General features: G+C 68.8%; 23 protein-coding genes. 16 read left to right on the forward strand and 7 right to left on the reverse strand.

Translation table 11 applies throughout. The features are described 5' to 3' along the window. Positions 1-116: 116 nt before the first annotated feature. On the reverse strand, positions 117-2,618 hold the full coding sequence (locus GGQ96_RS03080; RefSeq protein WP_184111410.1) for a TonB-dependent receptor plug domain-containing protein: 2,502 nt from the start codon (positions 2,616-2,618) through the stop codon (positions 117-119). A gap of 201 nt (positions 2,619-2,819) precedes the next feature. Between GGQ96_RS03080 and GGQ96_RS03085 the strand changes: the two genes are divergently transcribed. Next, positions 2,820-6,182 carry a PAS domain S-box protein gene (locus tag GGQ96_RS03085; protein WP_343058904.1) on the forward strand — a complete coding sequence of 1,121 codons (3,363 nt, stop codon included), beginning with the start codon at positions 2,820-2,822 and terminating at the stop codon, positions 6,180-6,182. A 9-nt stretch (positions 6,183-6,191) separates the two neighbouring features. On the opposite strand, the gene GGQ96_RS03090 is transcribed toward GGQ96_RS03085, so the two are convergent. Further along, on the reverse strand, positions 6,192-6,398 hold the full coding sequence (locus GGQ96_RS03090; protein ID WP_184112280.1) for a hypothetical protein: 207 nt from the start codon (positions 6,396-6,398) through the stop codon (positions 6,192-6,194). A gap of 144 nt (positions 6,399-6,542) precedes the next feature. On the opposite strand from GGQ96_RS03090, the gene GGQ96_RS03095 reads away from it, so the two are divergent. Beyond that, on the forward strand, positions 6,543-7,376 hold the full coding sequence (locus GGQ96_RS03095; protein WP_184111412.1) for an SPOR domain-containing protein: 834 nt from the start codon (positions 6,543-6,545) through the stop codon (positions 7,374-7,376). Here GGQ96_RS03095 and GGQ96_RS03100 read toward each other — a convergent pair whose 3' ends face one another. After that, positions 7,377-7,838 (reverse strand): hypothetical protein, encoded by a 462-nt coding sequence (locus GGQ96_RS03100; RefSeq protein ID WP_246360016.1) that lies wholly within the window; start codon positions 7,836-7,838, stop codon positions 7,377-7,379. Between the two features lie 72 nt (positions 7,839-7,910). On the opposite strand from GGQ96_RS03100, the gene nusB reads away from it, so the two are divergent. The 5 genes from nusB (at position 7,911) to GGQ96_RS03125 (ending at position 13,989) form a co-directional block, all read left to right on the forward strand. Further along, complete coding sequence (nusB, locus tag GGQ96_RS03105) at positions 7,911-8,369, forward strand: transcription antitermination factor NusB (protein ID WP_184111416.1); 459 nt, start codon at positions 7,911-7,913, stop codon at positions 8,367-8,369. Between the two features lie 3 nt (positions 8,370-8,372). Then, complete coding sequence (locus GGQ96_RS03110; protein WP_184111418.1) at positions 8,373-8,549, forward strand: DUF4169 family protein; 177 nt, start codon at positions 8,373-8,375, stop codon at positions 8,547-8,549. Between the two features lie 22 nt (positions 8,550-8,571). Then, the gene (thiL, locus tag GGQ96_RS03115) at positions 8,572-9,489 is read left to right on the forward strand and encodes a thiamine-phosphate kinase (RefSeq protein WP_184111419.1); all 918 of its coding nucleotides are present in this window, start codon (positions 8,572-8,574) and stop codon (positions 9,487-9,489) included. A 238-nt stretch (positions 9,490-9,727) separates the two neighbouring features. Then, positions 9,728-11,881, forward strand: coding sequence for a sodium-translocating pyrophosphatase (locus tag GGQ96_RS03120; protein WP_184111420.1), 2,154 nt, complete (start codon positions 9,728-9,730; stop codon positions 11,879-11,881). Positions 11,882-11,985: 104 nt separating this feature from the next. After that, positions 11,986-13,989, forward strand: a complete 2,004-nt coding sequence (locus GGQ96_RS03125) for an alpha/beta hydrolase family protein (RefSeq protein WP_184111421.1) — start codon at positions 11,986-11,988, stop codon at positions 13,987-13,989. A gap of 205 nt (positions 13,990-14,194) precedes the next feature. Here the strand turns inward: GGQ96_RS03125 and GGQ96_RS03130 are convergent, their stop codons facing one another. The 3 genes from GGQ96_RS03130 to GGQ96_RS03140 are packed head-to-tail and all read right to left on the reverse strand — an operon-like array spanning position 14,195 to position 16,758. Further along, positions 14,195-14,980: an SDR family NAD(P)-dependent oxidoreductase gene (locus GGQ96_RS03130; RefSeq protein ID WP_184111422.1), complete on the reverse strand. Its 786-nt coding sequence runs from the start codon at positions 14,978-14,980 to the stop codon at positions 14,195-14,197. A gap of 15 nt (positions 14,981-14,995) precedes the next feature. Then, the gene (locus tag GGQ96_RS03135; protein ID WP_184111423.1) at positions 14,996-16,180 is read right to left on the reverse strand and encodes an alcohol dehydrogenase catalytic domain-containing protein; all 1,185 of its coding nucleotides are present in this window, start codon (positions 16,178-16,180) and stop codon (positions 14,996-14,998) included. Beyond that, positions 16,177-16,758 carry an SRPBCC family protein gene (locus GGQ96_RS03140; protein WP_184111424.1) on the reverse strand — a complete coding sequence of 194 codons (582 nt, stop codon included), beginning with the start codon at positions 16,756-16,758 and terminating at the stop codon, positions 16,177-16,179. Before GGQ96_RS03140 ends, GGQ96_RS03135 begins: the two co-directional genes overlap by 4 nt. A gap of 169 nt (positions 16,759-16,927) precedes the next feature. Between GGQ96_RS03140 and GGQ96_RS03145 the strand changes: the two genes are divergently transcribed. From GGQ96_RS03145 to GGQ96_RS03185, 9 genes are all read left to right on the forward strand, one after another. Beyond that, positions 16,928-17,842 carry a heme o synthase gene (locus tag GGQ96_RS03145; protein WP_184111425.1) on the forward strand — a complete coding sequence of 305 codons (915 nt, stop codon included), beginning with the start codon at positions 16,928-16,930 and terminating at the stop codon, positions 17,840-17,842. Continuing rightward, entirely contained in the window at positions 17,839-17,976 is a 138-nt protein-coding gene (locus GGQ96_RS03150; protein WP_184111427.1) for a hypothetical protein, read from the forward strand. The genes GGQ96_RS03145 and GGQ96_RS03150 overlap by 4 nt, the downstream gene beginning before the upstream one ends. After that, positions 17,973-18,518: a cytochrome c oxidase assembly protein gene (locus GGQ96_RS03155; RefSeq protein ID WP_184111428.1), complete on the forward strand. Its 546-nt coding sequence runs from the start codon at positions 17,973-17,975 to the stop codon at positions 18,516-18,518. The genes GGQ96_RS03150 and GGQ96_RS03155 overlap by 4 nt, the downstream gene beginning before the upstream one ends. A gap of 282 nt (positions 18,519-18,800) precedes the next feature. Next, positions 18,801-19,727: a cytochrome c oxidase subunit 3 gene (locus tag GGQ96_RS03160; RefSeq protein ID WP_184111430.1), complete on the forward strand. Its 927-nt coding sequence runs from the start codon at positions 18,801-18,803 to the stop codon at positions 19,725-19,727. Between the two features lie 22 nt (positions 19,728-19,749). Beyond that, positions 19,750-20,142: a DUF983 domain-containing protein gene (locus GGQ96_RS03165; protein WP_184111432.1), complete on the forward strand. Its 393-nt coding sequence runs from the start codon at positions 19,750-19,752 to the stop codon at positions 20,140-20,142. Continuing rightward, positions 20,139-20,741: an SURF1 family cytochrome oxidase biogenesis protein gene (locus GGQ96_RS03170; RefSeq protein WP_184111434.1), complete on the forward strand. Its 603-nt coding sequence runs from the start codon at positions 20,139-20,141 to the stop codon at positions 20,739-20,741. Before GGQ96_RS03165 ends, GGQ96_RS03170 begins: the two co-directional genes overlap by 4 nt. 174 nt (positions 20,742-20,915) lie before the next feature. Continuing rightward, positions 20,916-21,398 carry a TadE/TadG family type IV pilus assembly protein gene (locus GGQ96_RS03175; RefSeq protein ID WP_184111436.1) on the forward strand — a complete coding sequence of 161 codons (483 nt, stop codon included), beginning with the start codon at positions 20,916-20,918 and terminating at the stop codon, positions 21,396-21,398. Then, on the forward strand, positions 21,395-21,940 hold the full coding sequence (locus tag GGQ96_RS03180) for a TadE/TadG family type IV pilus assembly protein (protein WP_184111438.1): 546 nt from the start codon (positions 21,395-21,397) through the stop codon (positions 21,938-21,940). Before GGQ96_RS03175 ends, GGQ96_RS03180 begins: the two co-directional genes overlap by 4 nt. A gap of 11 nt (positions 21,941-21,951) precedes the next feature. Beyond that, positions 21,952-23,271 carry a TadE/TadG family type IV pilus assembly protein gene (locus GGQ96_RS03185; RefSeq protein ID WP_184111439.1) on the forward strand — a complete coding sequence of 440 codons (1,320 nt, stop codon included), beginning with the start codon at positions 21,952-21,954 and terminating at the stop codon, positions 23,269-23,271. On the opposite strand, the gene GGQ96_RS03190 is transcribed toward GGQ96_RS03185, so the two are convergent. Beyond that, positions 23,268-24,470: a PQQ-dependent sugar dehydrogenase gene (locus GGQ96_RS03190; protein ID WP_184111440.1), complete on the reverse strand. Its 1,203-nt coding sequence runs from the start codon at positions 24,468-24,470 to the stop codon at positions 23,268-23,270. The two genes, GGQ96_RS03185 and GGQ96_RS03190, sit on opposite strands and share 4 nt — an antisense overlap. Between the last annotated feature and the right edge of the window lie 22 nt (positions 24,471-24,492).

Genomic DNA, 24,492 nt, shown 5'->3' on the forward strand with positions numbered 1-24,492 from the left:
ACGCTACGCCCCAGTTCGTAAACGATCGGTAACGATCCGGCGTCACTGATCCAGCGCAAGGGCGCTTTTCATTACCGGGGTCTCCGTCGGGACGGACGGACACCCCGGTCCATCGCTCACCAGTTCAGGCCGACCCGCGCATAGAGATAGCGGCCGTTGAAGCCGAAGGGCGAGTAATAGGGGAAGCCCAGCACGCCGGTCGAGTTGTTCGCCGGGATCGTGCGGTCGGGATAGACGTCGAACAGGTTGCTGACGCCGAGCCCGATCTGCGCGCCCTTGGGCGCGGCATAGCGCAGCTCGATATCGGTGATCGCGTGGCGGCCGGTATGGACGTCGGCGGCGGGCGTGGTGCCCGGCTGGTTGACGTCGCCATAATAGGTGACGCGCGCCAGCGCCCCCAGCCGCTCCAGCGACCAGTCGACGGTGCCGGTCACCTTCTGCTGCGGCGTGCCGTCCTCCAGCGTCAGGATGCGGCTGCGCGCGAACAGCGTCGGCGCGGGGTTCAGCGTCGCGGTGGAGGTCGGCACGCGCGTGACCTTCACGTCGTTGATGTTGCCGGCCAGCGTGAAGTCGAACGCGCCCGCCTCCGCGGTCCGCCAGCGATAATGGGCGACTAGGTCGATGCCCTTGGTGGTCGTCGCCAGCCCGTTGATGAAGAAGCGGGCGGCGCTCGCCCCCGTATTGGTGGCGGCGAGCAGTTGCGCGATCTGCGCGTTCACCGCCGCGGTCGAGCCCGAGGCGGAGATGTTCTCCGACAGGCCGATCTGGTTGCGGATATGGATGCGATAGGCGTCCAGCGTCAGGTCGAAGCCGCCGGCGCGGATCACCGTGCCCGCCGACAGGTTGGTCGACTTCTCCGGCTCCAGCGGCAGGCCGCCCAGCGCCGCGCCGACCGTGCTGGTTGAGGGGAAGGTGCCGGTCAGCACCGGCACGCCGTTGGTCACCACCGAGGCGATCTGGGTGAAATATTGCTGCTGGAGCGACGGCGCGCGGAAGCCGGTGGAGGCGGTGCCGCGCAGCGCGATCCAGTCGGCCAGGTCGTAGCGGGCGGAGAATTTACCGGTCGCGGTGGTGCCGAAGTCGGAATAATCCTCCGCCCGTCCCGCCAGGCCGAGCAGCAGCTTGTCGGTCATCTGCGCCTCGACATCGACATAGATGCTGCCGTTGCGGCGGCTGCGCTTGACCTCGTTGAGCGGCGAAAAGCCGCCGAAGCCCTGGGCGCCCGGCGCAACGGTCGTGCCAGCCGGGATGCCGGTGACGGTGCCGGCCGGCGCATAGCCATAGGAGGCCGGCTCGCCCGCACTGATCTTGTAGCCCTCGCGCCGCCCCTCGATGCCGAAGGCGAGGTTGAGCGACTGGAAGACGTCGAACTTGCGCGTCACGTCCAGCCCGGCGACATACTGGTCATAGGCGACCGAGCCGTCGCGAAAGTCGCGCGGGCTCGCCGATCCATAGGCGTAGTTGGTCGAATCGAGCGTGCGGAAGTCGACCGTGTTGCGGCCATAGCTCAACGACAGGTCGACGTTGAACCCGCCCAGGTCGCCGCGCAGGCCGGCCGCCGAGTTGATGTCCTTCGACCGGGTGTTGATGATCGGCAGGAAGCCGTTCGACAGGCCGGCCCGGTCGAGCAGCGGCGCCGAGGCGGTGGTGCGGATGCGCGGGAAGGCCGCGCCGCGGCTGTCGCGGTCCTGATAGCCGCCGAACGCATAGAGGCTGATATTATCCGTCAGCGAGGTGCCGGCGTTGACATAGCCGGTATATTGCTCGGTCTCGGGATCGCCATAGCGGCCGGTGACGCGGCGCGGGGTGACGCGCGTGTCGATGTCGGCGCGGTTGGTCGGTTGGCGCTTCAGATACTCGCCCGAGACGGTCAGGAAGCCGTCGCTGCCGAAGCCGATGCCCTGCCAGGCGGAGACGGTGACGGTCGGCTCGCCGGTCACGTGGCGGCGGTTGTTGGCGGTGTCGACCTGCGTGTCGTAGAAGCCGTAGACGACCTGCGCGCCGCCGCCCGAGCGCGCCTCGCGCAGCCGCAGGTTGACGACGCCCGCGATCGCGTCCGAGCCATATTGCGCCGACGCGCCGTCGCGCAGCACCTCGATCCGGTCGAGCGCGACCGTCGGGATGGTGTTGAGGTCGACCGCCGCCGAGCCGCGCCCGACCGTACCGTTGGTGTTGAGATTGGCGGAGGTGTGGCCGCGGATGCCGTTGATCAGAACCAGCGTCTGGTCGGGAGCCAGGCCGCGCAGCGTCGCCGGACGGATCGCGTCGGTCGCGTCATTGGCGGAGGGGCGCGGGAAGTCGATCGACGGCGCGATCGCGGACAGCGCCGCGCCCAGTTCGGTCGTCCCCTGCCGCTGAAGGCTGGCGCCGCTCAGCACGTCGACCGGCGATACGCTGTCCAGCCGGCTGCGCCCTTCGACCCGGGTGCCGGTGACGATGATGTCGCCGCCCTCGTCCCCGGTGGTCGCGGCATCGGCCACGGGCGCGGCCTGGGCCTGCTCCGCCTGGGCCTCTCCGGCTTGACCCTGCCCGGTCTGGGCCTGCTGGGCTGAAGCGGGGGGCGTCGACGCGGCGGGCGCAACGATCGCCGCTGTGCTGAGCAGCAGTTCGCTGATCATGGGATTCCCTTTTGACATATTGGAATTGCCGCCGCCGATAACGGGCAGGCAGACTGTTTCTGTACCGCGCCGGGCCGCCGTCTGCCGCCAAGAAAAACTTCTACGCGCCGAGGCAGAGTCTGCGGCCCAAAATGGAACCGGTGCCACGGCTTCATGCAAATGAGTCTTGCGAACCTATCGGCGGCATATAGGAACGATGGCGTGACCGGCCTCCCCCATTCCTCGCCAGCCGAACTTCGCGACCCGCCGACCGCGCTGGACGAAGACGGCGCCATGATCCGCGCGGCGGCGCTGGCCAAGTATAGGATCGTGGATAGCGCGCGCGAGGCGGTGTTCGACGGGATCGCCGAACTCGCCGCCAGCGTGTGCGAGGCGCCGATCGCCGTCATCAACTTCATCGACCGTGACCGGCAGTTCTTCAAGGCGGAAGTCGGGCTGGGCGTCGACGGCACGCCGCTCGAGACCTCACTCTGCGCGCACGCTTTGCTCGAGGACGAATTCCTGCTGGTGCCCGACACCACCCAGGACGCGCGCTTCGCCTGCAATCCGCTGGTCACCGGTGCCCCCTATTTGCGCTTCTATGCCGGCGCGCTGCTGCGGACGCCGGAGGGCGTGGCGATCGGGACGGTCTGCGTGCTCGACTATCGCACCCGCACCCTCTCCGATGTGCAGGTCCGGACGCTGCGCGTACTGGCGCAGCATGTGATGGCGCAACTGGAACACGGGCTGGCCAGCCGCCAGGCGGCGCTGGCGGAGGCGCGGCAGCGCGCGATCGTCGACAACGCCATCGACCTGGCGATCGTCGCCATCGACCGCGACGGCATGGTGGTGGAATGGGGAACGGGCGCCGACCATGTGTTCGGCTGGGACAAGGCGGCGGCGATCGGCCGGCATGCCGGCTTCCTCTTCACGCCCGAGGACCGCGCCGTGGGCCGGTTGCACCAGGACATGGTCGCGGCCGATCGCGACGGCCGCGCGCGCGCCGACCGCTGGCATCTTTGCCGAACGGGTCGGCGCCTCTGGTGCAGCGTCGAGGTGACCCCGCTGACGGGGCGCGACGGTCGGCAGCTCGGCTATGTGCTAATACTGCGCGATCGCAGCGAGCAACACCGGGTCGGCACCGCGCTGAAGGTCGCGGAACAGGGGCAGCGCTGGGCCCAACAGGCCGGGCGGCTGGGCCTGTTCCAGCTCGGCGCGGACGCCATCCTCCACGCCACGCCCGAATTCTGCCGACTGTTCGGCCTGGCTCCGGCCGCGACGCTGCCGGCCGCGACGATCGAGTCGCTGATCCTGCCCGAGGATCGCGAACACGCCGCACCGCTCTGGACGGCCGACGGCCTCGGCGACGGGGCCGGCGTACGCGAGCTGGAATATCGCATCCGCCGGGCCGGGGACGGCGTGGTGCGCTGGATCGCGCATCGCGGCGAGCGGCTGATCGACGGCGAGACCGGCGCCTTCCGCATCGCCGGCATGGTGCAGGACGTGACCGAACGGCGCGTGGCGACGGACATCTTGGCAGGTAACGAGCAACGCTATCGCGCGCTGTTCGAGGCGTTCGACGACGGCTTCTGCATCATCGAGTTCTTCGACGGACCGCACGGCCCACTGAGCGACTATGTCCATGTCGAGGCCAATGCCGGCTATCAGCGCCATTCGGGCATCGCCGAGATCGTCGGCCGGACGCTGCGCGACCTCGCCCCCGACCAGGCCGACGATTGGATCGCGCTCTATGGCACGGTGCTGCGCACCGGCGAGCCGATCCGCTTCGAACGCTATTTCGAACAGGCCGGCCGCCATATCGAGGTGTCGGCGGCACGGGTCGAACCGGCCAGCCGCCGCCAGGTGTCGGTGATGTTCCGCGACATCGATGCGCGCAAGGCGTCGGAGGCTGCGCTGCGGGCGAGCGAGGCGCTGGCGCGCGAGAATATCGAGCGGGTGCAGCTCGCCCTGGCGGCCGGCGCGATCATCGGCACCTGGTTCTGGCACCTGCCGACCGACCGGTTCACCGTGGACGAGGTCTTCGCCGCCGCCTTCGGCCTGGACCCGGCGCTCGGCCGCGACGGGTTGAGCCGGGCTCAGGTCGTCGCCACCGTCCATCCCGATGACCAGGCAGGGTTGGCCGAGGCGATCGACGCGGCGATCGCGCGCGGCGGCCCCTATGCGCACCAGTATCGCGTGCGCCGCGCCGATGGCCGCTATTACTGGATCGAGGCGAACGGCCGGGTCGATCACGATGCCGACGGCACGCCTCTCCGCTTTCCAGGCGTGCTGATCGACGTCGAGGAACGGCGCGCGGTCGAGAAGGAGCTGGATCGCACCACCGCAGCGCTGCGGGCGCTGACCGAGACGTTGGAACAGCGCGTCGCCGAACGCAGCGCCGAGCTGATGAAGACCGAGGAGCAGCTGCGTCAGGCGCAGAAGATGGAGGCGGTCGGCCAGCTCACCGGCGGGCTGGCGCACGACTTCAACAATCTGCTCGCCGGAATGTCTGGCGCGCTGGAGATGATCGGCACGCGCTTGGGCCAGGGGCGGCTGGGCGATGTCGACCGCTATTTGGACGCGGCGCAGGGCGCGGTGCGTCGCGCCGCCGCGCTCACTCACCGGCTGCTCGCCTTCTCGCGCCGCCAGACGCTCGATCCCAAACCGACCGACGTCAACGCGCTGATCGCCGGGATGATCGAGTTGATCCGGCGCACGGTGGGCCCCGCCGTCACGGTGGAGACCAGCGAGACGGTCGGGCTATGGACGACGCTGGTCGATGCCGGGCAACTGGAGAACGCGCTGCTCAACCTGTGCATCAACGCGCGCGACGCGATGCCGGCGGGCGGCCGGATCATGATCGAGACGGCCAATACCTGGCTTGATCGCGAAACCGCCCGCGCCCACGACATGCCGGAGGGGTCGTATCTGTCACTGTCGGTGACCGATAGCGGCACCGGCATGAGCGCCGATGTGATCGAGCGGGTATTCGAACCCTTTTTCACGACCAAGCCGATGGGCCAGGGCACCGGGCTGGGCCTGTCGATGATCTACGGCTTCGCCAAGCAGTCGGGCGGGCAGGTCCGGATCCAGTCCCAGGTCGATGTCGGCACGGTCGTGCGCCTCTACCTGCCGCGCTACGATGGCGATCTGATGCCCAGTGTCGACCATGACGGCACGCGGATCAGCAGTCGGGCAGGCGGCGGCGAGACGATCCTGGTCGTCGACGACGAGCCGACCGTCCGCCTGCTCCTCGCCGATGTGCTGGAGGATCTGGGCTATGGAGTGGTCGAGGCGGCGGACGGCATATCGGGCCTGCGCGTGCTGCAATCGGACTTGCGGATCGATCTGCTGATCAGCGATATAGGCCTGCCGGGCGGGATGAACGGCCGCCAGATGGCGGAAGCGGCGCAGGCCCATCGTCCGGGGCTGCCGACCCTGTTCATCACCGGCTATGCCGAGCATTCGGTGGTCGGCAACGGCCTGCGCGCCCCGGGCATCGAGATCATGACCAAGCCGTTCGCGATCGACAAGCTGCTGACGCGAGTCGGCGAGCTGATCGCACAAGGTCGCAAGGCCGCCTGATCGGTGCGGTCAGCGACCCTGTTTCGGTGCGCCGGACGCCGACGTGCCCGATCCGCCACCGGACGCGCCACCCGGCGCGCCGATCGCGTCGAGGCGATCGATCAGGTCGGCGAAGCTGTCATCCTGCTCCACCGGAAACACGCGCTTGAATCCGGTGCCGAGCACGTCCAGGTCGCGCTGGGTCAATAGTCCGATCGCGACAATCTTTTCCGCCACTGGCTGCTCCTTTCAAGGCGACAAACCGACGGACGCGCGAAAGGTGCCGCGCCTTGCGACAGCTTGGTGACGCTGCGGCGGGGCCGGGCTTTACCGGCGATGGCCGCGAGCGCTAGGCACGGATGACACGGCACGGAGGAACGGATGATCGGACAGCGGTTCGGATGGCTGGGCGCCACGACAACGACCGCGCTGCTGCTGGCGGGGTGCGCGCATCGCCAAGCGGCCGAGCCGGCTCCGCCGCCGCCCGCGCCCGCCCCGACGCCCGCCCCTGCTCCCCCACCGCCGCCGCCGGAGACGATCAACAGCCATCTGGGTGAACAGGAGGCGCTGTGGCATGTCCGCGCCGCGCTCAACGTCGCGGCGCTCAGTTGCGGGCGGACCGCCTCGGGAGCGACGCTGACGCCCGATTACAACCGCCTGCTGGTGCAGCGTAAGACGGTCCTCGCCGCCGCCTATCGCGACGAGCAGCAGCGGTTCGACGCCGCACCGGGCGGCCTCGACCACCATATGACCGTGCTCTACAATTACTTCGCGCGACCGGGGGCGCAGACGAATTTCTGCCCGGCCGCGGCGGCGGTCGCGACCGAGATGACGGGGCTGCCCGCCGATGCGCTGGCGGCCGCGGCGGGACCGGCGCTGGCGCGGCTGGAGGCGGCGCTGCTCGCCCCGCCGCCGCCGGCCGTGCGCATGGCCGCCGCGCCTGCCGCTGCCGCCGAACCGCTGCCGGCGGGCGACTGGCGCATCCAGATCGGCGCGTTCACCGGCCAGGCGCGGGCGGAAGCCGCCTGGGCTTTGGCCCGCGACCGGGCACCGTCATTGGCCAAGTTCCAGCCGCGCTTCGACCCCGTGCCCAACAGCCCGCTGGTCCGCGTCCAGATCGGGCCGGCGGCCGACCGGGCGGGCGCGGTGGCGATGTGCGCGGCAGCGGCGGCAGGCGGCTTCGACTGCCTTCCGCTCGGGGCCGCCCGCCGCTGATCAGCCGGCGGCCAGCACCGCCTCGATGTCCGCGACGCTGAGGCCGAACGCGCCCGCGATGCCAGCAACCGACGTGCCGCGCTTGGCGAGCGCGCGGATGCGATCCTCGTCGACGACGGTGCGATAGGCGCGCGTGTCGCGTTCCTCGGTCGGCATCCCCGTCCGCGCGATCGCCCCGGTCGAGCGACGGCGACGCGGCGCGGCCGGCTCCTCCGCGGCGACGGTCGCGACCGCCTCGCGCCGGACCGCGGCGCGCGCCTCCTCCTCGACACGGCGGGCGGTGCGCGCCGCCTCGCGCGCCTGCGAGGCCGCGTCCCGCGCCGCGGCCCGCGCCTCGGTCCGTGCCTCGGCGGCGGCGGCGCGCTCCTGCGCCCGGCGTTCGCGATCGACGGCCCGCGCGGCGTCGCGGTCGTTCGCCCGTACCCGCAGCATCGCCGGTTTGCGTCCCCAACTCTCGTCCATCATTCCTCTTCCATCACACGCCGCCGCAACGGGGCTGACATCGGTCGCCGGGCGGCGTACAGGGCGGCGCTTATGTCCCGCAACTCGAACCGCACCAAGGCCCGCGCCGCCGCGCGTCTCGCCGCCGTCCAGGCGCTCTATCAGCACGAGATGGAGGGCACGGCCATCCCCGTGCTGCTGCACGAATTCCACCAGCACCGCCTGGGCGCGGTGATCGAGGATGTGGAATATGCCGATGCCGGGGTCGATTTCTTCGACGACCTGGTCAAGGGCGCCCAGGCGCGCGCCGGCGAGATCGACCTCCTGATCGAGGCGAAGCTGGCCAGCGGCTGGACGCTGGCGCGACTCGACAAGCCGATGAAGGCGATCCTGCGCGCCGGCACCTATGAACTGCTCGCGCGCAAGGATGTGCCGACCGCCGCGGTGATCAGCGAATATGTCGATGTCGCCCATGCGTTCTACGAGCGGCGCGAGGCGGGCTTCGTCAACGGCCTGCTCGACGCGATCGCGAAATCGGGCGCGCGCGCCTGAACCATGGCGGAGGTCGTCAACCTGAACCGTGCGCGCAAGGCCAGGGCCAGGGCGGCGGCGCAGGCGACGGCCGCCGCCAACCGCGTCGCCTTCGGCCGCACCGGCGCGGAGAAACGCGCGGCGAAGGACGAGGCGGAGCGCCAGGCGCGGGCGCTCGACGGCGCGAAGCTGGACCATTGAGCCGCCCTGCCCCCATCCGGCGATGACCGAGGCCGAGTTCCTGGCGACGCTGCGCGCGCTGCCGCTCCATCCCGGCGCGCGCGACCTGCGCGACGATGCCGCGACGCTGGGCGAGCTGGTGCTGACCACCGACACGTTGGTCGAGGACGTGCATTTCCTGCCGACCGACCCGGCCGGGGACGTGGCGTGGAAGCTGCTGGCGGTGAACCTGTCCGACCTGGCCGCCAAGGGAGCGGTGCCGGAGGGGGTGCTGCTCAACCTGCCGCTGAGCGAGGATGGATGGGACCGCGCCTTCCTCGCCGGGCTGGCGGCGGCGCTGGCGGCGTTCGGGACGCGCCTGATCGGCGGCGACACCGTGTCGCTGCCTGGGGGAGCGCCGCGCGTCCTGACCTGCACCGCGATCGGCCGTAGCGCTCGTGCGCCGGCGCGGAGTGGGGCGAGGCCCGGGGATCAGCTCTGGGTGACGGGCACGATCGGCGATGCCGGCCCCGGCCTGGCGGCGGCGCGGGGCGAGATCGACAGCCCGGACCTGCGCGACGCTTATCGCCGCCCCCGTCCCCGGCTAGCGGAGGGTCGTGCGCTCGGCCAAGTGGTGACGGCGATGGCGGACGTGTCGGACGGACTGCTGATCGACGCGGCGCGCATGGCAGCGGCGAGCGGCCTGGCCGTCACGGTCCGGTTGGAGGCGGTGCCGCTCTCCGGGGCTTATATGGCGGTGAAGGGTGCCGATCGTGCGGCACGGCTGTCGGCCGTGACGGCGGGGGACGATTACGAACTGCTCTTCGCCCTGCCCGCCGGGGTCGCACCGCCGGTGGCCGCGACCTGGGTCGGCGCGTTCGCAGCCGGCGAAGGCATGACGCTGACCGACGCTGGCGAGTCGCTGCCCCTCCCTGGTCGATTGGGCTGGGAGCATGATGGCGGCGCGGGCGTGGCGGATTGAGGTCACCCGGAGGCGCATCTTGCAGCCGTTCGGCGTGCTTCGCCTATGGTTCTGAGAAACATTGCTGAACGTCCACGTGCATTGGTCGTGCTCCGGCTATCGACGGGCACGGAAGGATGTTTCGTAACGCCCCCTGTCCCCGGACGGCCAAAGCACGGTTGCGCGCCGCGTCAATCGGCGTAGCTTTGCCCATGACGGGCGGCCCATGACGGTGCGCCCGCGATCAGGAGGGACGAGCATGACGGCAGTCTATCTCGCCATGATCTGCGGCGGCATCGCCGTTCTTTATGGCATCGTCACCAGCGGGCAAGTGCTCCGCCAATCGCCGGGCGACGCCCGGATGCAGGACATCGCCGGCGCCATCCAGGAAGGCGCCAAGGCCTATCTGGGCCGCCAATATACCACCATCGCCGTGGTCGGCCTTGTCGTCGCCGTGGTGCTGGCGGTGACGCTCGGCTGGCTGTCGACCCTGGGTTTCGCGATCGGCGCGGTCTTGTCGGGGGTCGCCGGCTATGTCGGCATGACCATCTCGGTGCGCGCCAATGTCCGCACGGCGGAAGCCGCGCGCACCTCGCTCCAGGCGGGGCTGACCACCGCCTTCCGCTCCGGCGCGGTGACCGGGATGCTGGTGGCGGGGCTGGGCCTGCTCGCGATCGCCGTCTTCTTCTGGTATCTGGTCGGCCCCGCCGGCCATGCCCCCAACGACCGCCTCATCGTCGAGGCGCTGACCGCGCTGGCGTTCGGCGCGTCGCTGATCTCGATCTTCGCGCGGCTGGGCGGCGGCATCTTCACCAAGGCCGCCGATGTCGGCGCGGATCTGGTCGGCAAGGTCGAGGCCGGCATTCCCGAGGACGATCCGCGCAACCCGGCGGTGATCGCGGACAATGTCGGCGACAATGTCGGCGACTGCGCCGGCATGGCCGCCGATCTGTTCGAGACCTATGTGGTGACGCTGGGCGTGACGATGATCTCGATCGCCTTGCTGGTCCGCGCCGATGCGGGCGAACTGTTGCGGCTGATGAGCCTGCCGCTGATCGTCGGCGGCGTCTGCATCCTGACCAGCATCATCGGCACCTATATGGTCCGCCTGGGGCGGAGCGGCTCGATCATGGGCGCGCTCTACAAGGGGTTCTGGACCTCGGCGCTGCTGGCGGTGCCGGCGATCTTCGCCGCCGCGCACTATACGCTTGGCGACCTGAACGCGGTGATCGGCAATGCCGGCTTCCTCGACGCGGTCAGCGACGACCTGACGCAAGGGGGCGCGGCCGCCGGCTCCGGCTTCACCGGCATGGACCTGGTCTGGTGCATGGTGATCGGGTTGGGCGTGACCGGGCTGATCGTGTGGATCACCGAATATTACACCGGCACCGCCTATCGCCCGGTGCGCTCGATCGCGCGCGCCAGCGAGACGGGGCACGGCACCAACGTGATCCAGGGCCTGGCGATCAGCCTGGAGGCGACGGCGCTGCCGACGCTGGTGATCGTCGTCGCGGTGATCGCCACCTATCAGCTTGCCGGGGTCATCGGCATCGCCTTCGCCGCCACCGCGATGCTGGCGCTGGCCGGCATGGTCGTGGCGCTCGATGCCTATGGCCCGGTCACCGACAATGCCGGCGGCATCGCCGAGATGGCGGCGCTGCCCGACGAAGTGCGCCAGCGCACCGACGCGCTCGACGCGGTCGGCAACACCACCAAGGCGGTGACCAAGGGCTATGCGATCGGTTCGGCCGGGCTGGCGGCACTGGTGCTGTTCGGCGCCTATACGACCGACCTTTCGACCTATTTCCCGGAGGTGGAGGTCGATTTCAGCCTGTCCAACCCCTATGTCATCGTCGGCCTGCTGCTCGGCGCGCTGCTCCCGTACCTGTTCGGCGCGTTCGGCATGACCGCGGTCGGCCGTGCGGCCGGCGCGGTGGTCGAGGAGGTGCGCGGGCAGTTCCGCGACGATCCCGGCATCATGCAGGGGACCAGCCGGCCGCGCTACGGCCGCACCGTCGACCTCGTCACCCGCGCCGCGATCCGCGAGATGATCGTGCCGTCGCTGCTGCCGGTGCTGTCGCCGATCGCGGTCTATGCGATCGTGCGGCTGGTGGCGGGCCAGGCCAATGGCTTCGCGGCGCTGGGCGCGATGCTGCTCGGCGTGATCGTGTCGGGGCTGTTCGTCGCCCTGTCGATGACCTCGGGCGGCGGCGCGTGGGACAATGCCAAGAAATATATCGAGGACGGCCATCATGGCGGCAAGGGATCGGAGGCGCACAAGGCGGCGGTGACCGGCGACACGGTCGGCGATCCGTACAAGGATACCGCCGGCCCAGCGGTCAACCCGATGATCAAGATCACCAATATCGTCGCGTTGCTGCTGCTGGCGGTGCTGGCGGCGCGAGGCGGATGACCATTCGTCCGTCATGGATGTACTTCGGGCCAACTTGCCAGTCCGGCCGATCATAGGTTAGCGTTCCGTCACGCCGGGCGGGGGCCCGGTCTGGGGGGATGATGATGAGGGTGATCGGTCGGGGCGTCGCGTGTCTGGCGTGGCTGTTGGCGTCGTCGGTGGGTGCGGGCGGTGCGGCCGGCGCCGCGCAGGAACAGGCCGAGCGCAAGGACGTCGCCACGAAGGATACGAGCACCAAGGATATTGGCGCGAAGGATGGGCCGATCCCGGTCGAATCCTTCGCCGCCCTGCCGGTGATCGACGCCCCGCAATTGTCGCCCGACGGCACCCGCGTCGCCGGCAAGATGGCGATCGACGGCACGCAATATCTGATGATCGTCCAGGTCACCGGCGGCCCCGGCACCAAGCCCTCGGTCGTGAAGGTCGGGCCGACCGTCGACATCAACTGGTGGCGCTGGGTCGGCGATGGCTGGCTGGCGGTCGGCCTGGGCTCGCAGGACATGGTCTACGGCACCGAGATCTACGTCACGCGGGTGATCGGCCTGTCGGCAGACGCCAAGGTCATGAAACGGCTGGATTGGGAGCATAGCGGCGTCCGTGCCGACGACGTGCTGTGGACCGCTCGCGACGGTAGCCCGCGCATCCTGCTCGCCAAGCAGACCGGCATCGCCTCGGAGATGGATTTCTGGCCCAGCGTGTACGAATATGACCTGTCGACCGGGCGCGGGCGACGGATCGTCACGGGCGTCGCCAATGTGTGGGACTGGTATGCCGATGGCGCCGGCAACGTCCGCATCGGCTATCGCCTGGACGACAGTTCGCGCAAGGCGACCCTGCTCTACCGCGCCAGCAACGCCGACACGTTCCGCACCATCGCACGCGCCGACCGCAAGAACAACGAGAGCTTCGTCACGCCCAGCTTGTTCCGCGCCGACGGCAGCGCGATCGGTGTCGACGACAGCGAGGGGCACGACACCGCCTATGAGATGTCGCTGCCCGACCTGAAGCTGGGCAGGAAGCTGTTCGCGACGCCGGGCTATGACATCGCATCGGTCATCGCCAACCCGGCGGGCGACGATGTCGCGGGGTACGGCGTCGACGAACAATATTACCGCACCGAATGGATCGACCCCGCGATGCGCGAGGTGCAGGCAGCGATGGACAAGGCGATCGGCGGCGGCCGGCATGCGCGCATCCTGTCGTGGAGCGCCGATCGCACCAAGCTGCTGGTCGAGGTGGGCAGCGCGTCCCAGGCGGGCATGATCTATTATTACGACATCGCCGATGGCCGGATGCAGCGCCTGTCCTGGACGAACCCCAAGTTGCAGGGACGCGTGCTGTCGCCGGTCCGCACCATCCGCTATCCGGCGCGCGACGGCACCCAGATCGAGGCGGTGCTGACCCTGCCGCGCGGCCGGGCGGCCAAGGCGCTGCCGATCATTGTCCTGCCGCATGGCGGCCCGTTCGCTCGCGACGACGAGAGCTGGGACTGGTGGACGCAATATCTGGCGGAGTCGGGCTATGCGGTGATCCAGCCCAATTATCGTGGCTCCTCCGGCTATGGCCGCGAGTTCGCCAAGAAGGGCGAAGGGCAGTGGGGCCTGAAGATGCAGGACGATCTGGACGACGCGCTCGCCTGGGCGGTGAAGCAGGGCATCGCCGATCCGAAGCGCGCCTGCATGGTCGGGGCCTCTTATGGCGGCTATGCGGCGATGCGCGCGGCGCAGCGTGGCGGCGGGCTGTACCGCTGCGCCATCTCCTATGCGGGCGTATCGGACCTGGCGGCGATGCGCGCCTATGACGGGCAGTTCCTCTATGGGCGGACGCGCGGCGACTGGCTGAAGAAACAGGCCCCGGACTTCCGCAGCGTCAGCCCGCGTTTCGGCGCGGCGGACTTCGCGGTGCCGATCCTGCTGGTCCATGGCAAAGCCGACAAGCGCGTGCCGGTCAAACAGTCGCGGATGATGGCCAGCGCGCTGGCGGATGCCGGCAAGCCGTTCGAATATCTCGAACAGCCGCTCGCCGACCATCATTTCACCCGCAGCGAGGACCGGCTGACCTTCCTCCAGCGGATGAAGGCGTTCCTGGATCAGCACAACCCGGCCTGAAGGGGAAAAGAGCCTTCCGCGCTAACATCATCGCGGCAGAGGCCCTGGTCACTTAGAGTGTGACGCTCCCCGTTCCATACCACCCCGGCGAAGGCCGGGGTCCAGTTACGCAACGTCTCGAATAGGGTACGAACGTCCCCCTCTGGATCCCGGCCTTCGCCGGGATGGTGCAAGCCGCTGCAAAAGCGTCGGCTGACCGGGCGGCTTACTCCTTGCCGCTACCCGGCTCGGCCATCTTGCGGTGCTGTTCGGCCAATACGCTGGCCGGCGTCACATTGGCGAGCGCGCCCTGCAGCTTCGTCTTCCAGCCGGAGAAGATCGACGCCTCGCCCTTCATCAGCGCGCTCCAGCCGTCCTTGGCGACGTCGACCGGATCGCTCTTGCTCTCCGACTGGCCGACCGAGGTGTCGAGCATGTCGCCGCGCGCGAAGAATTCGGTGTCGACGGGACCCGGCTTCAGCGTGGTGATGGTGACGTCCTCCGACTCCTTCAGCTCGTTGCGGATCGCGTCGCTGAAATAGTCGATGAACGACTTGGACGAATTGTACACCGCCTGGAACGCGCCAGGGATATAGCCGGCGATCGATCCGGTGATCAGCACCTTGCCTTCGTTGCGCGCCACCATCGGCTTCAGCACCTTCTGGAGCAGATAGAGCGTGCCGGTGATGTTGGTGTCGATCACCTTGCGCCAGTCCTCGACCGCCTGGTCGAGAAAGCCATGGCCGAGACCCCGGCCAGCATTGGCGCACAGGATGTCGATCTGCCGCCCGCCGGCGGCGGCGAGCAGCGCGTCGACGCCCTCCAGCGTCGACAGGTCCGCCTCCACCGCCTGCACCTCCGTGCCGAACTGGCGCAGGTCCTGCGCGGCGGACTGGATCAGGTTCTCGTCGGCGACGATCAGCAGGTCGTAGCCGTCCTTGGCGGCGAGCGTCGCCAGTTCGAAGCCGATGCCGGTCGAGGCGCCGGTGACGATCGCGAATTTGTCAGCCATGTCGATCTCTCCTTGTTACCCTTGCGCCATGCCGGGCTTCAGCACGATCTTGGTCACTTCGTTCTGCTGGTCGTGGAACATCTTGTAGCCCTTGGGCGCGTCCATCAGCGGCATGCGGTGCGAGATCAGGAATTCGGTGTCGATCTTGCCCTCCATGATCGCGTTGAGCAGGCCGGGCAGGTAATGCTGCACATGGGTCTGGCCGGTCTTGAGCGTCAGTCCTTTTTCCATGAACGCGCCCAGCGGGAACTTGTCGACAAAGCCGCCGTAAACCGCCGGCATCGACACGCGGCCGCCCTTCCGGCAGGCGATGATCGCCTGACGGATCGAATGCGGCCGGTCGGTGCCCAGGAAGGTCGAGGCCTTGATCTGGTCGATGACATTGTCGACGAACAGTCCGTGCGCCTCCAGCCCGACCGCATCGATCACCGCATCGGGGCCGATCCCGCCGGTCATCTCCATCAACGCCTCGTAGGTCGCGGTTTCCTCGAAGTTGATCGTCTCCGCGCCGAACCGCTTGGCAAGCGCCAGCCGGTTGGGGAAATGGTCGATCGCGATCACCCGCTCCGCGCCCATCAGGAAGGCGGACTGGACCGCGAACAGGCCGACCGGGCCGCAGCCCCAGACCGCGACCGTGTCGCCCGGTTCGATCTGCGCATATTCCGCCGCCTGCCAGCCGGTCGGCAGGATGTCGGACAGGAACAGCACCTTGTCGTCGTCGACCCCGTCCGGGATCACGATCGGGCCGACGTCGCTGAACGGCACGCGGACATATTCCGCCTGTCCGCCCGCATAGCCGCCGGTCATGTGGCTATAGCCGAACAGGCCCGACATAGGCTGACCGTACAGCGTCTGCGCGATATCCTGGTTGTCGGCGGGCAAGCCGTTGTCGCAGGCTGAATATTGATGCTTGCCGCAATGATAGCAGCTGCCGCAGGCGATGGTGAAGGGCACCACCACGCGCTGCCCCTTCTTCAGCGTCGACTTGGCGCCCACCTCGACCACCTCGCCCATGAACTCATGGCCCAGGATGTCGCCCGCCTTCATCGTCGGGATATAGCCGTCATAGAGGTGGAGATCCGAGCCGCAGATCGCGGTCGAGGTGACCTTGATGATGGCGTCGCGGGGGTTGACGATCTCGGGATCGTCCACCGTGTCCATGCGGACGTCGTGCTTGCCGTGCCAGGCCAGTGCTTTCACAGCCCCATCTCCTCGAACTGCTTGGGGTTCATCGCCGGGGTGGCGATCTCGCCGGTCTCCATCAGCTGCTTGAAGCGGCGCAGGTCGCGGCGCGCCTGGATGGCGGGTTCGCGCTGGAACATCTTGGCGACGATCTTGCCGATGAAGCCGGCGGGCGGATCGTAGAGGATGGTGGCGGACACCACCGTGCCGCGCGCGCCGGCGTCGCGAAAGGTGACATGGCCGCTGTTCGGCACGTCCGCCCCCTCCTCCGAGATCCAGGCGATCAGGGTGTTGGGCGCCTCGTCGGTGATCCGCGCGGTCCATTCCACCGTGCCGCCGCCCGGCGCCTTGACCACCCAGTGCGAGCGCTTTTCGTCGAGGATGTCGATGCGGACGACATTCTCCATGAAGCTCGGCAGGTTGGAAAAGTCGCGGAAGAAGGTGAACAGCTCGCCGACGGGCCGATTGATCGTCACCGACCGCGCGACCACCTGATCGCCCTTTGCCTCCGGCAGCTCCTGAGCGAATTGCCGGGACGCATCGCCAGACTTGGCGGTGGCCGCCGGGGCATCGTCCCTCACGCTTTCGTCAGCCATAACGGGTGCCTCTTTTGTTGGGATGGTCCCAGAAGCGCATCTCCGCCGTGGCGGTTCCGGCCTAACCTGATGAAAACCATGGATTTGACTGATGCATGTCAAAGCGGCAACCAGGGATCGGCGAAGGCTTTGCCGCGCCCGCCCGCTGGCCTATATCCGCTCGGGAGAGATGAGCACCGCGACCCCCCTGCTGCCGCCGGCCGACTGGCGCGACTTCCTGGCGCTGACCAAGCCCCGGGTCATGACGCTGGTCGTCTTCACCGGATTGTGCGGGATGCTGGCCGCGCCGGTCGGCATCCATCCGGTGCTGGGCTTCACCGCGATCCTGTGCATCGCGCTGGGCGCGGGCGCGGCGGGGGCGCTCAACCAATGGTATGAGGCGGATATCGACGCGATCATGCGCCGCACGCAGAAGCGGCCGCTGCCCGCCGGGCGGATGGACCGCCAGTCGGCGCTGCATTTCGGCGTCGGCCTGGCCAGCTTCTCGGTCATCCTGATGTTCGTCGCGGTCAACTGGACGGCGGCGGCGATCCTGGCGGTATCGATCCTCTTCTATGTGCTGATCTACACCGTCTGGCTGAAGCGGCGGACGCCGCAGAACATCGTGATCGGCGGCGCGGCGGGCGCGTTTCCGCCGCTGATCGGCTGGGCGGCGGCGACCGGTCAGGTCGCATTGCTGCCGTTCCTGATGTTCATGCTCGTCTTCCTGTGGACGCCGCCGCATTTCTGGGCGCTCGCGCTGTTCGTGAAGACCGACTATGCCAATGCCGGCGTGCCGATGCTGCCGGTCGTCGCGGGCGAGCGGGCGACGCGCACCCAGATCGGCCTCTACACGATTCCGATGGCCGTGGCGGCGGTGCTGCCCTGGCCGCTGGGGCTGACCGGCGCGATCTATGGCTGGACGGCGAGCCTCACCACCGCCGTGTTCGCGCTGTTCGCCGCGCACGTAGCGCTGCGCCACACCGGCGCGGAGGACAAGATGACGCCGGAGAAGCGGCTGTTCAGCTATTCGATCCTCTATCTATTCGTGATCTTCGGCGCGCTGGTCGCCGATCGCTGGCTGCTGGCAGGAGGAAGCGCATGACCCCCGACGAACAGGATCTGGTCCGCCGTCGCCAGCGGTCGCGCGCGATCGTGATGGCGGTGCTGCTCTTCGCCTTCGTGCTGCTGGTGTTCGGCATCTCGATCGCCAAGATCCAGGCGGGAATGCCGCATTGAGCGGTCCCGCCGCCCGCACGCGCCGCACCGCGCTGCTGGCGGTGCTGGGCATCGCCTTCATGACCGGCCTCGCCTGGGCCAGCGTGCCGCTCTACCGCCTGTTCTGCCAGGCGACCGGGCTGAACGGCACCACCGGTCGCGGCCTCGCCGCGCCGGGCGCGGTCGACCGGCAGGTGCGCGTCGATTTCGACACCAATGTCAGCCCGAAGCTGGCCTGGCGCTTCGTGCCCGAAAGCCGGTTCGACACGGTGGCGGTCGGCGCGCGCGACATGGCCTTCTTCAAGGCGACCAACACCAGCGGCCGGCCGCTGACCGGCACCGCCACCTTCAACGTCCAGCCGGCCCAGGCCGGCAAGTATTTCAAGAAGATCCAGTGCTTCTGCTTCACCGAGCAGACGCTGAAACCCGGCGAGACGGCGCGGATGCCGGTGATCTTCTACATCGACCCGGCGATGCTGACCGATCCGGACGCCGCCGACATCCAGACCATCACCCTGTCCTACACCTTCTATCCGGCCGAGCAGGGGAAAAGCGCGGGCTGAGCCCGACCGGACGTCCGGAATTCCTCTTCGTTTAAGAAAGGAGAAGCATCCGCAGGATAGCGATGAGGTGTCCCCGGTCGCGGCCGCCGTTGCGCTTGCCAGCGGTGACGCTCCTTCGTCAGGGCTGCCCCCTGCCCCCTGCCCCCCCCGGCCCCCTGCCCTTGTAGGGTAGGAGTTGCGCAGACATCGTCCGGTCGACCAACACCGCTCCTCCTAATCCCCTATTGTTCTGACCCGCCGACGATCCTAGGATGCCGGCAAAAGATAGACGGGGACAGGATTATGGCAGGCGCCAAGAACCACGATTATCATATCCTTCCGCCTAGCATCCTGCCCTTGTTCACGTCCTTCTCGGCGCTGGCGATGGCGGCGGGCGCGATCATGTGGATGCATGGCGGCCATGTCGACAAGCCCAATGGCGGCGGCTGGATCTTCATCATGGGTCTGATCGCGGTGCTGTTCGCTCTGTACAGCTGGTGGGGCCAGGTAATCCGCGAGGCGCATGCCGGCGACCATAGCCCCGTCGTCCAGCTCCATTTCCGCTACGGCATGATCCTGTTCATCGCCTCCGAGGTCATGTTCTTCGTCGGCTGGTTCTGGGCCTATTTCGACTTCGCGCTGTTCCCGACCGCGATGAGCGTCATCGACGGCCAGGTCGAGCGCGCCGCCGAGGGCGCGACCGCGATCGCCGCGCAATGGCCGCCCAAGGGACTGGAGGTGATCAACGCGTTCGAATTGCCGCTGCTCAACACGCTGATCCTGCTGACCTCGGGCACCACCGTCACCTGGGCGCACCATGCCCTGATCCACAACCAGCGCGGCGGCGAGAAGACCGGGCTGTGGGGCGTGCTCGGCGTCGGCAATCGCGACGGCGTGCTCAAGGGCCTGTGGCTGACCGTGGCGCTGGGCCTGCTGTTCAGCGCGATCCAGGCCTATGAATACGCCCACGCGCCCTTCCCCTTCAAGGGGATCAACTATGGTGCGTCCTTCTTCATGGCGACCGGCTTCCACGGCTTCCACGTGCTGATCGGCACGATCTTCCTGATCGTCTGCCTGGTGCGCGCCTACAAGGGCGACTTCACGCCACGCCAGCATTTCGGCTTCGAGGCGGCGGCCTGGTACTGGCATTTCGTCGACGTCGTCTGGCTGTTCCTGTTCGTCACCATCTATGTCTGGGGCGGCTGGGGCGCGCCGGTCCACGGCGGCTGAGGCCGGACGAGGGGCGGGCGCGATGTCCGACGATCCCGCCCCGCCGCCGCGACGGGACGACGCGCCGAGCATCGTCCAGGCCGGCCTGAAAGGCCTGTGCCCGCGCTGCGGCGCGGCAAGCCTGTATGCCGGACTGCTGCGCTTCCGCGACCGCTGCGCCGCCTGCGGCCTGGACCTGACCCGCTTCAACGTCGGCGACGGTCCCGCCGCCTTCCTGACGCTGATCCTGGGCGCGCTGGTCGTCGGGCTGGCGATCTGGTTGCAGGTGAAGGTCGCGCCGCCCTGGTGGGTGCATGGGCTGATCTGGGTGCCGTTCATGACGGTCGCGACGATCGCGTCGCTGCGCGTCGCCAAGGCGATGCTGCTCTGGGCCGAATATCGCAACGCCGCGCGCGAGGGGCGGATCGAGCCGTGAGGCGCCTACCCCTGATCTCCACGCTGCTGGTCGCGCTGGCGGTGGCGGCGATGATCGCGCTCGGCCTGTGGCAACTGCTCGACCGACTGCCGCAGAAGCGCGCCTTTCTCCAGCAGCTCGCCGCCAATCCGGCGCGACCCGCCATCCCCTTCCCCGATCGGACCGACGAGCGCTGGCTGTTCCGCCGCGCCACCGGCCGCTGCGCGCCGCCGGTGACGGTGCGACTCGCCGGGGCCGGCGCAATGGGCTTCCGTGCGATCGCGACCTGTGGCGGCGGCGCGACGCCGATGCTGGTGCAACTCGGCACCACCCGCGACCCCAATGCCCGCCCCGTCTGGAGCGGCGGCGCGGTCAGCGGCACGATCGGCCATGCGCCCAACGGCCAGTCGCTGATCGGCGCGGCGCTGCACCCGCAGCCGCCCCGGCTGATGCTGGTCGCCGCCACGCCGCTCGCCGGGCTCGCTCCCAATCCGGCCCCCGATCTCGATTCGGTGCCGAACAACCATCTCGCCTATGCGGTGCAATGGTTCTTGTTCGCGGGCGTGGCGGTGGTGATCTACGCCCTGGCGCTGCGCCGGCGGTCACCGCGCGCGAAATAAACTTTCCGGCCAGCATCAATAGCCTAACTAAGATACCCTCCAAACCGGACCATCGCCCGCCTCGTTCTTAACCTGTGTTTCATCGACCGACGGCAGGACGGGGTGATGCGACCCGCCCGCCTTCCTCCCCGCCGCGATCGTCCATGGTCCGCCCTGACGCGGGACCGACGCGGCGTGGCGACGATCGAGTTCGCCTTGTGCGGCTCGGCCTTCCTGGCGTTGCTGATCGCGATCCTGGCGACCGGGCTGACGCTGTTCGCGCAGCAGGTGATCCAGACCGTCGCCGACCAGATGGCGCGCCAGGTGCTGACCGGCAAGACGCAGGTCGCCGGCGTGGATGCGGACGGTTTCCGGCGGCAGGCCTGCGATCGCCTGCCCTCCTTCCTGTCCTGTGCGCGGCTGATGATCGACCTGCGCCGCGCCGATGCGTTTGCCGACGCCGATCCAGGCGCGCCGACGCTGACCTTCGACGATCGCGGCCGGGTCACCAATGCCTGGCGGTTCGAACGGGTCGCGCCGGGCGACGTGGTGGTGCTGCGCGTCCTCTATCGCTGGCCGGTCCCGGGTGGGCCGCTGGGCTTTTCGCTGGCGGATAGCGGCGTGGGCCAGCGCCTGCTGGTCGGCACCCAGTTGTTCAAGGCCGAGCCCTTCGCATGATCCGTCAGATCGCCCCTGCCGGCATCCGGGCCGACCGACGCGGCGCGGTGCTGGTCGAATTCGCGCTGGTGCTGCCGGTGATGGTGATGGTCTACCTGACCATCGTCCAACTGGTGTCGGCCGCCGCCTGCGACCGCCGGGCGACGATCACCGCGCGGGCCATGGCTGATCTGGTGTCGCAATATGCGCTGCTGCCGCCCGCGACGCTGGACACGATCCTGGCCGCCTCCGGCCAGATGATCGCCCCCTGCGATGCCAGCGCCGCGACGATCCGCGTGTCCCAGGTGACGATCGACGACGATCGCGCCGCCCGCATCGTCTGGAGCGATGCCGCGGCCGGCCGCCGGCCCGACACGGTCGGGCGGGCGATGAGCCGCAGCGAGATCCCGCCGGCGCTGCGGGTGCCGGGCACATCGCTGATCTACAGCGACGTGGCCTACGATTATGATCCGGGGCGCTGGCTGCCCGGTCCGATCCGACTGCGCCAGTCGATCATCATGATGCCGCGTCGGTCGCGCAGCGTCACCCTGTCCACCGGTTGAGCGGCAAGGTCATGCGCACCCTGTCCGCCCTGACGCGGTGCCGCCGGGGCGCGGTGCTGATGATCTTCGCGCTGGCGCTGCCCGTGCTGATCTGCGCGGTGGGCATGAGCCTGGATTATGCCAATGCGATGCGCATCCGCACCCGCCTGCTGGCCGCCGCCGATGCCGCGGTGCTGGCGGCGACCAGCCGGACGCTCATGGACGCGCCCGGCAGCGTCGCCGAGCAGCGCGCGCGCGACGTGTTCCGTGCGACGGCGGGTTTGATCCCGGGCCTGCGCCTCGACCCTGATGCGGAAAGCGACCTGGCGATCAACGTCAGCGACGATCACGGCAACGGTCAGTTCCGCCGCGCCACGCTGAGCTTCAGTGGCGAGTCGAGCAATTATTTCGGCGGCATCCTGGGCGTAAGGGAGCTGGCGGTGACCGGATCGGTCGGCTCGCAGGCCAAGCGCGCGCCGGACATCGATTTCTACGTGATGCTCGATACGTCTAGCTCCATGGCGCTGCCGACCACCAGTGCGGGCATCCGCTGGATGAAGTCGAACACGGTGCGGACCGATTCGGTCTGGAATCCCGACGGCTGCGCCTTCGCCTGCCACCAGACCAATCCCACCAATCCGAAGGTTGTCGACAAGGACGGCAACAAGATCGACTATTACGCACTGGCGCACAACAATGGCGTCGAGCTGCGCATCGACGCTGGCCAGCACGCGATCGCCGACCTGCTGGGTGACGCGCAGCGCGAAAGCGCCGTCAACGGGGCGACCTATCGCTTTTCCATCGCCAGCTTCGATCGCGCCGCCAATTTCCGCAACGTCGCGTCGCTGACCGACGACTACGGTCTGGCCAAGGCCGGCGCCGCGAAGCTCGACATCGTCGCGGTCAACACCAACGACAGCAACTGGAACACGCAGACCGAGCATGACGACTCGCTGCGGCAGCAATTGACGCTGATGCCCGCCATGGCCGGCACGGGCAGCGGCCAGACCGGCGACACGCCGCAAGCCTATCTGATCCTCATCACGGATGGGATGCGCAACGAGAGCCGCAACGGACAGCAGATGGGCAAGATCATCCAGGACGCCTGCACGATCATGAAGGGCCGCCGGATCAAGATCGCGATCCTCTACACCACCTATCAGGAGGAAGCGATCGGTTACGACGACTGGTCGAAGAACAATGCCGTCGCGCTATCGCCGATGCTGCGCCCGGCCTTGCAGCAATGCGCCAGCGGCGACCTGATGTTCGAGGTCGGCACCGACGGCGATATCTCCGCCGCGCTCAACGCGCTGTTCCAAAAGGTGATCGCGACCTCGCGCCTGACCGACTAGCCCCGGCTCAGCCGGATCAGCCGGCCCTGCGACCCGCCGCCATCCTCCAGCAGCCAGATCGCGCCATCGGGTCCCTGCTCCACCTCGCGGATGCGGGCGTCCATGGCCCATTGGTCGCCCTTGCTCGCCTGGTCGCCGGACAGGTGGACTCGAAGCAGCGCCTTGCTCGACAGGCCGCCGACAAAGGCGTCGCCACGCCATTCCGGGAACATCGCGCCCGAATAGATCATCAGCCCGGCCGGCGAGATGGACGGGTTCCACCAGACCTTGGGCGCCTCGTAGCCATCGCCCGGACGATGGTCGGGAATGTCGCGCCCGTCATAATGGCTGCCGTTCGAGGCATTGGGCCAGCCATAGTTGCGGCCGGGCAGGATCAGGTTGATCTCGTCGCCGCCCTTCGGCCCCATCTCCTGCTCCCACAATCGTCCCTGCGCGTCGAAGGCGACCCCCAGCAGGTTGCGATGGCCGTAGCTCCACACTTCGGGCTGGAAGCCCTGCGCGGCCAGCGGGTTGCCGGGCGCGGGCTGGCCGTCCGGGGTCAGGCGCAGCACCTTGCCCAGCGTGCCGGTCTTGTTCTGCGCGGGCGTGAAGGCCTGCCGCTCGCCATTGGTGAAGAACAGGTAGCGCCCGTCGGGCGAGAAGGCGATGCGACCCGAATAATGGCCGTCACCCGACACGAACGGCCGGGCGCGGAACAGCGCCTCGATCTCGCCCAGCCGCACGCCGCCCGCGTCATCCGCGCGCAACCGGCCGCGCGCCAGCACCACGCCCTTGCCGCCCTCGCCCGCCGCCGAATAGCTGAAATAGACGCGTCGGCTCTGCGCGAAGTCGGGCGCGAGCACCACGTCCATCAGCCCGCCCTGCCCGGCCGGGTCCACGGTGATCGTCGCCACGGTCGACCGGCTGCGGCCATCGGCGGAGACCAGCAGCATCCGCCCGTCCTTCTCGGTCACCAGCATCCGGCCATCGGGCAGGAAGGTCATCGCCCAGGGCGCGTCGAAGTCGGCGACCACCGTCTTCACGAACGGCTCGGCACCAGCCGGCGGGGGCGTAGCGGCCGCCGTGGCGCTGGGGCTCGGCGACGGCGCATCGGCCACCAGCGGGGCCGCGGCGTCACCTCCCGGCGCGGCGTTGCCCGAACAAGCCAGAAGCGCGGCCGGCAACGCCGCCAGCAGGACCACACGACCGTTGCTCTTCATGACCGACCTCTCCCGTTGATCG

Source organism: Sphingomonas abaci (assembly GCF_014199625.1).
Classification (GTDB): Bacteria; Pseudomonadota; Alphaproteobacteria; order Sphingomonadales; family Sphingomonadaceae; genus Sphingomonas; species Sphingomonas abaci.

Bases quoted from the DNA above. Each gene is read 5' to 3' on its own strand.
- GGQ96_RS03165 (WP_184111432.1), top strand. From the start codon at position 19,750: ATGTCCGACGATCCCGCCCCGCCGCCGCGACGGGACGACGCGCCGAGC.
- GGQ96_RS03140 (WP_184111424.1), bottom strand. From the start codon at position 16,758: ATGGCTGACGAAAGCGTGAGGGACGATGCCCCGGCGGCCACCGCCAAG.
- GGQ96_RS03110 (WP_184111418.1), top strand. From the start codon at position 8,373: ATGGCGGAGGTCGTCAACCTGAACCGTGCGCGCAAGGCCAGGGCCAGG.
- GGQ96_RS03145 (WP_184111425.1), top strand. From the start codon at position 16,928: ATGAGCACCGCGACCCCCCTGCTGCCGCCGGCCGACTGGCGCGACTTC.
- GGQ96_RS03100 (WP_246360016.1), bottom strand. From the start codon at position 7,838: ATGGACGAGAGTTGGGGACGCAAACCGGCGATGCTGCGGGTACGGGCG.
- GGQ96_RS03185 (WP_184111439.1), top strand. From the start codon at position 21,952: ATGCGCACCCTGTCCGCCCTGACGCGGTGCCGCCGGGGCGCGGTGCTG.
- thiL (WP_184111419.1), top strand. From the start codon at position 8,572: ATGACCGAGGCCGAGTTCCTGGCGACGCTGCGCGCGCTGCCGCTCCAT.
- GGQ96_RS03130 (WP_184111422.1), bottom strand. From the start codon at position 14,980: ATGGCTGACAAATTCGCGATCGTCACCGGCGCCTCGACCGGCATCGGC.
- GGQ96_RS03095 (WP_184111412.1), top strand. From the start codon at position 6,543: ATGATCGGACAGCGGTTCGGATGGCTGGGCGCCACGACAACGACCGCG.
- GGQ96_RS03120 (WP_184111420.1), top strand. From the start codon at position 9,728: ATGACGGCAGTCTATCTCGCCATGATCTGCGGCGGCATCGCCGTTCTT.
- GGQ96_RS03160 (WP_184111430.1), top strand. From the start codon at position 18,801: ATGGCAGGCGCCAAGAACCACGATTATCATATCCTTCCGCCTAGCATC.
- GGQ96_RS03080 (WP_184111410.1), bottom strand. From the start codon at position 2,618: ATGATCAGCGAACTGCTGCTCAGCACAGCGGCGATCGTTGCGCCCGCC.
- nusB (WP_184111416.1), top strand. From the start codon at position 7,911: ATGTCCCGCAACTCGAACCGCACCAAGGCCCGCGCCGCCGCGCGTCTC.
- GGQ96_RS03180 (WP_184111438.1), top strand. From the start codon at position 21,395: ATGATCCGTCAGATCGCCCCTGCCGGCATCCGGGCCGACCGACGCGGC.
- GGQ96_RS03125 (WP_184111421.1), top strand. From the start codon at position 11,986: ATGAGGGTGATCGGTCGGGGCGTCGCGTGTCTGGCGTGGCTGTTGGCG.
- GGQ96_RS03190 (WP_184111440.1), bottom strand. From the start codon at position 24,470: ATGAAGAGCAACGGTCGTGTGGTCCTGCTGGCGGCGTTGCCGGCCGCG.
- GGQ96_RS03150 (WP_184111427.1), top strand. From the start codon at position 17,839: ATGACCCCCGACGAACAGGATCTGGTCCGCCGTCGCCAGCGGTCGCGC.